The 4,222-nt window shown below is 40.5% G+C and carries 7 protein-coding genes and 1 pseudogene; 7 read left to right on the top strand and 1 reads right to left on the bottom strand.

What is annotated here, in order from left to right; all coding sequences use genetic code 11:
• From FJR05_RS04340 to FJR05_RS04355, 4 genes are all read left to right on the top strand, one after another.
• The coding region (locus FJR05_RS04340; protein WP_168642970.1) for a hypothetical protein at nucleotides 1-276 on the top strand (276 nt) is incomplete at its 5' end.
• Entirely contained in the window at nucleotides 273-860 is a 588-nt protein-coding gene (locus tag FJR05_RS04345) for a hypothetical protein (RefSeq protein WP_168642971.1), read from the top strand. The genes FJR05_RS04340 and FJR05_RS04345, both read left to right, overlap by 4 nt.
• 431 nt (nucleotides 861-1,291) lie before the next feature.
• The gene (locus FJR05_RS04350) at nucleotides 1,292-2,374 is read left to right on the top strand and encodes an N-acetylmuramoyl-L-alanine amidase (RefSeq protein WP_168642972.1); all 1,083 of its coding nucleotides are present in this window, start codon (nucleotides 1,292-1,294) and stop codon (nucleotides 2,372-2,374) included.
• Between the two features lie 51 nt (nucleotides 2,375-2,425).
• Entirely contained in the window at nucleotides 2,426-2,836 is a 411-nt protein-coding gene (locus FJR05_RS04355) for a D-Ala-D-Ala carboxypeptidase family metallohydrolase (RefSeq protein WP_168642973.1), read from the top strand.
• A gap of 58 nt (nucleotides 2,837-2,894) precedes the next feature.
• Here the strand turns inward: FJR05_RS04355 and FJR05_RS04360 are convergent, their stop codons facing one another.
• Nucleotides 2,895-3,209, bottom strand: coding sequence for a hypothetical protein (locus FJR05_RS04360; RefSeq protein WP_168642974.1), 315 nt, complete (start codon nucleotides 3,207-3,209; stop codon nucleotides 2,895-2,897).
• A gap of 43 nt (nucleotides 3,210-3,252) precedes the next feature.
• Between FJR05_RS04360 and FJR05_RS04365 the strand changes: the two genes are divergently transcribed.
• From FJR05_RS04365 to FJR05_RS04375, 3 genes and pseudogenes are all read left to right on the top strand, one after another.
• Nucleotides 3,253-3,726: a type II toxin-antitoxin system VapC family toxin gene (locus FJR05_RS04365; RefSeq protein WP_168642975.1), complete on the top strand. Its 474-nt coding sequence runs from the start codon at nucleotides 3,253-3,255 to the stop codon at nucleotides 3,724-3,726.
• 2 nt (nucleotides 3,727-3,728) lie between these two features.
• Nucleotides 3,729-3,956 carry a hypothetical protein gene (locus FJR05_RS04370; protein WP_168642976.1) on the top strand — a complete coding sequence of 76 codons (228 nt, stop codon included), beginning with the start codon at nucleotides 3,729-3,731 and terminating at the stop codon, nucleotides 3,954-3,956.
• Nucleotides 3,957-4,003: 47 nt separating this feature from the next.
• A pseudogene (locus FJR05_RS04375) lies at nucleotides 4,004-4,198 on the top strand (hypothetical protein); the annotation flags it as partial.
• Between the last annotated feature and the right edge of the window lie 24 nt (nucleotides 4,199-4,222).

A 4,222-nucleotide genomic window follows, 5' to 3' on the forward strand; every position in this document is an offset into this window, starting at 1 on the left:
CCTACTTCTACCTACCCTATAAACTCTCGAAAGTGGGGGGAGAGTGAAAAACTACTTTTTGTTGGTTTTACAGGTGCTGCCGCAATTGCGACTCAATCAGCAAGTAAAGAGTTACGAATTAGGGGAAAAGCGGGAGATTATTCTCAAGTTGAAGCGGAATTAATTATTTTAGAGTATCAAGTGCCGAAAGCCAAAACATTAGAAGAGATCCAAACCTTAGAAGAAAAACTACATCAACAACGTAGAAAAATAGCAGAAATTGAGTCCAAAGAATGATTGAAAAAGTTTTAAGAAGTTTTTTTAGGGCGACCCCTTATTTTTTTTTCGGGGTTATTTTTGCTTGGTTTTTGTCTGGTTTTTGGATTCATGGGACACCTTCTACATTGCTGATAAAAATAATTGTGAATCGTATTATTTTCCTGGGATTTCTAGGTACAATTATTACTTTAGTAGTTGGCATACGAATATTTAATGCAAGTAAAATAACGATTTTAGTAGAATGTATAGCTAATATGATCATTCTTATAGGATGTGGTATGTATATTATTTTACAGAATATTATTTTATCAATGGCAGTTAATGGTGCAGTAAAACTTTTAGATTTTGGGCTTGTTTGGAAGCTTATTGCAGTTTTATTGTTACTCATGCTTGTCATAATCGCCTTGATTTTGGGTGGAGCCTTAGTATTTTTTATATTTTGGGTGACACCGATTTCAGAATTATTGTTTTCTTTTTTGGGTATAGAATCTTCATTGGATTACTCAGAGATGTTCCCCTACGCAATGTTTTTATTGAATCTAATCTTCTTATTGATAGGTACATTTGCAGGAGTAAACTTGGCTGGATCACTAATCTTATAATGCGATTTCATATCTCAACCCTTGGGTCTAGCCGTTAGGTAGGGCAGTAATCGCCGTAATATGGAATTGAGCTTCATAGGCTGAAAGCCTTGTTATAATTGGATTATAGATAATTACAAAAATACCTGCGGAATGTGGGTTGAGTGTTGTTCTATAAAATAATACGCATAAGATTTTCGTTTAATGTCTCAACTTTGACATTTTACAGGAAAATTCTGGATATCAGCGAGAAAAAAGCTTAAACTACTGTAGTTGCGTACAAACTCAGAGGAATAGCCCGAAATATTCCGTATAATACCTGAATATTGACTATATCCAGAATTTTTCTTGCTATTACTTAGACATTATGGTACGGTCTGGTGGGTCATGATTCTTTCATTACTTGAATTAAGCTCAATATAACCAGTGTAATACCTGATGGAGAAACCCTAATGTTTATTTGGAACGATTTTGTGCAGGCTTTGAAAGGAACAAGTGTTGAATTTGAACATTTGAAAGTTATACAACTAGCACAGGCAATCTTAGAATCTGGACGAGGCTCATCTGATCTCTTCAAGATTCATGCTAATCCGTATGGTATGAAATTTAGGAGAGAAATGAGGGCGATCGCCGATCAGGTTCTCTTTACCGACAGTGCTGGAGAAACAGATATCTACTGCAAATTTGATGATTTAGAGGAAGCTGTCAAGGGCTATTGGCTCTTTATTGATCGTCCAGTCTACTCAGGCTGGCGAACTAGCCGCACTACCCCTGAAGACTATATAGAATTTATTGCCTATGCCGGATACATTGGTGGACCATTTGATGGCTCTGACAGTGACAGAAGCAGTAAAGACAATTATATTAAAAAGATTCTTAACCTTTTACCTGAAGCTAAGACTCTTTTAGGCATCCCAGTTGCCCCAGTTGCCCCAGTTACCCCAGTTACTCGTAAAACTTGGAAAGCAAAAGGAGTACTTTTAGAAATTGGGCATGGTCCCAATCCGAGTGGATCTGAGCCAGGGGCAGTTGCCCCTAGTGGTGAGCGTGAGTATGACCTCAACAAAATTGCAGCGCAGGAAGCATTAAAAGTAATTCAGGCAGCAGGAGTTCCATGTAGTATTACCGACTTTGGTGGCAATACTATTAGTAATGATTTGTACGAAATTGGTAAGACGGCTGCAGGATTTGATGTTTTCTGCTCCATTCACCATAATGCGGCAAATAGATCAGCGCAAGGTGCTGAAGTGTTAGTTCACAATAGAAAAGGCGATGCCGCAGATTTGGCGCTAGCAAAATTGATGAGTGCTGAAATTGCCGCAGAACTTGGAATTAGGGATCGTATTGCAAGAGGGAGAGATCCACGTCAAGCATTAGGAGTTTTAAGTGGAGCCGAAGATACTAATGTTCGCGTTTCGGTACTTGCGGAAGTTTACTTTATAGATGCGCCAGTTGCAAATCGCACAGACTGGAGTCAACGCGGGGGAAGAGCCATTGGACGCTCAATTTTGAAGTGGCTTGCAACTAACCCATAAGTATCGAAGTACCGATTCAAGAATTTTTACAATTAGAGTGAGAAATAAAATATGGCTCGCATTACACTTCCCAATGGTACAAATGTTGATTTAGTTGATCCAATCTTTGCAGGCGGTAATTTTTATTGGTTTGAGGCAACCAAAGGCGGTGACAGAATTCCAACATTATTGAGCGAACTTAATGGAATTTTCAGCCTCGCTAAAAAAGCAGAGAAAGCCCGTACTGCAATTGGCGAACCAATGATTGTTACTTCCTGGTATCGTTCAAGAGCCATCAACAATCTGATACCCAATGCTTCTCGTAATTCACAGCATATTCCCGGAAAAGCTATGGATTTCTACTGCAATAACCTTAGTCCTTTGCAAATCTATAGGATACTAGATCCGATCTGGGATGGAGGTCTAGGTTTATATGGCGGTCATATCCACATAGATGTGAGGGGTAGTAAAGCTAGATTTTAAAGCACACCAACAGTTTTAACATAACACGTCATCGGAACGGTGCGTTACGAAGCGCGACCTAGAAATCGCTTGTAGGTTGGATTGATAAAGTGCGATAGCGAAGCGCTCCGTAGGAATCGCTCGTAGGTTGGATTGATAAATTGCGATCGCTCGTAGGTTGGATTGACCAAGTGCGATAGCGAAGCGCTCCGTAGGAATCGCTCGTAGGTTGGATTGATAAATTGCGATCGCTCGTAGGTTGGATTGACCAAGTGCGATAGCGAAGCGCTCCGTAGGAATCGCTCGTAGGTTGGATTGATAAATTGCGATCGCTTGTAGGTTGGATTGATAAAGTGCGATCGCTTGTAGAGTGCGTTAATGAAATGTAACGCACCTAAAATATAAGCTAAAATGAAGTAGCTTACAATCTACCGTGTATGAGTGAAACTGTCTATATTGAAACCAGTATCTTAGGCTACCTTACTGCTCGACCAAGCAGAGACATTATTGTGGCGGCTAATATTGAGATAACGAGGGAGTGGTGGAATACACGGCGCAGTGACTTTCAACTGTACTCATCCCAAGCAGTCTTGAAAGAAACTACCCAAGGAGATGCCAAAATTGCATCTCAACGACTAGAAATTCTTAGCAATCTATCATTACTCAACTTAAACCAATCCGTGCTGGATTTAGCAGAGCAATTTTTAGGCCGCAGCAACCTTCCAGCAAAAGCTGATGTTGATGCTGTTCATATCGCAGTTGCAACTGTTCACGGAATGGATTATCTGCTGACATGGAATTGCAAGCACATTGCCAATGCTCAAATTCAGAGAAAATTGGCGGAGATCAGCATTGATTTTGGATACGAATTGCCGATTCTTTGTACACCCTATGAACTTCTAGGAGGTTGATTATGTTTCATGATGAGATTGTGGAAGAGATCCACAGAATTCGTGAACAGTATTCTCGGTCATTCAATCATGACTTGAAAGCTATCTTTGCTGATTTGCAAAAGCAACAAGCTGAAAGCGGTCGAGAAGTTGTGAGCTTATCACGAAAGCAAGATACAAGAACACGTTGGAGCGGACGAGCGCGATATCTTGGTGGTGATGCGCCTGATGTTATCCGCCACTCAAGTTAGCCATTACATCGACGCGATCGCTCATAGGTTAAATTGATCAAGTGCGATCGCCATTTTACGCCTTTGATGAAGTGGATATGTTTTTAGACGGGTCAAATGTGGAACGATTAGCGAGAATGATTAAACAACAGGCAGAACAGGCACAGTTTATAGTTGTGAGTTTGCGTCGGCCGATGATAGAATCAGCACAGCGGACAATTGGTGTAACTCAAGCTAGTGGTCTGTCAAGCAAAAAATTGTGAATTTGAGAGAGAATAGGGGGGCTA

This window comes from Dolichospermum sp. UHCC 0259, from assembly GCF_009711935.1.
In the GTDB taxonomy this organism is placed as follows: domain Bacteria; phylum Cyanobacteriota; class Cyanobacteriia; order Cyanobacteriales; family Nostocaceae; genus Dolichospermum.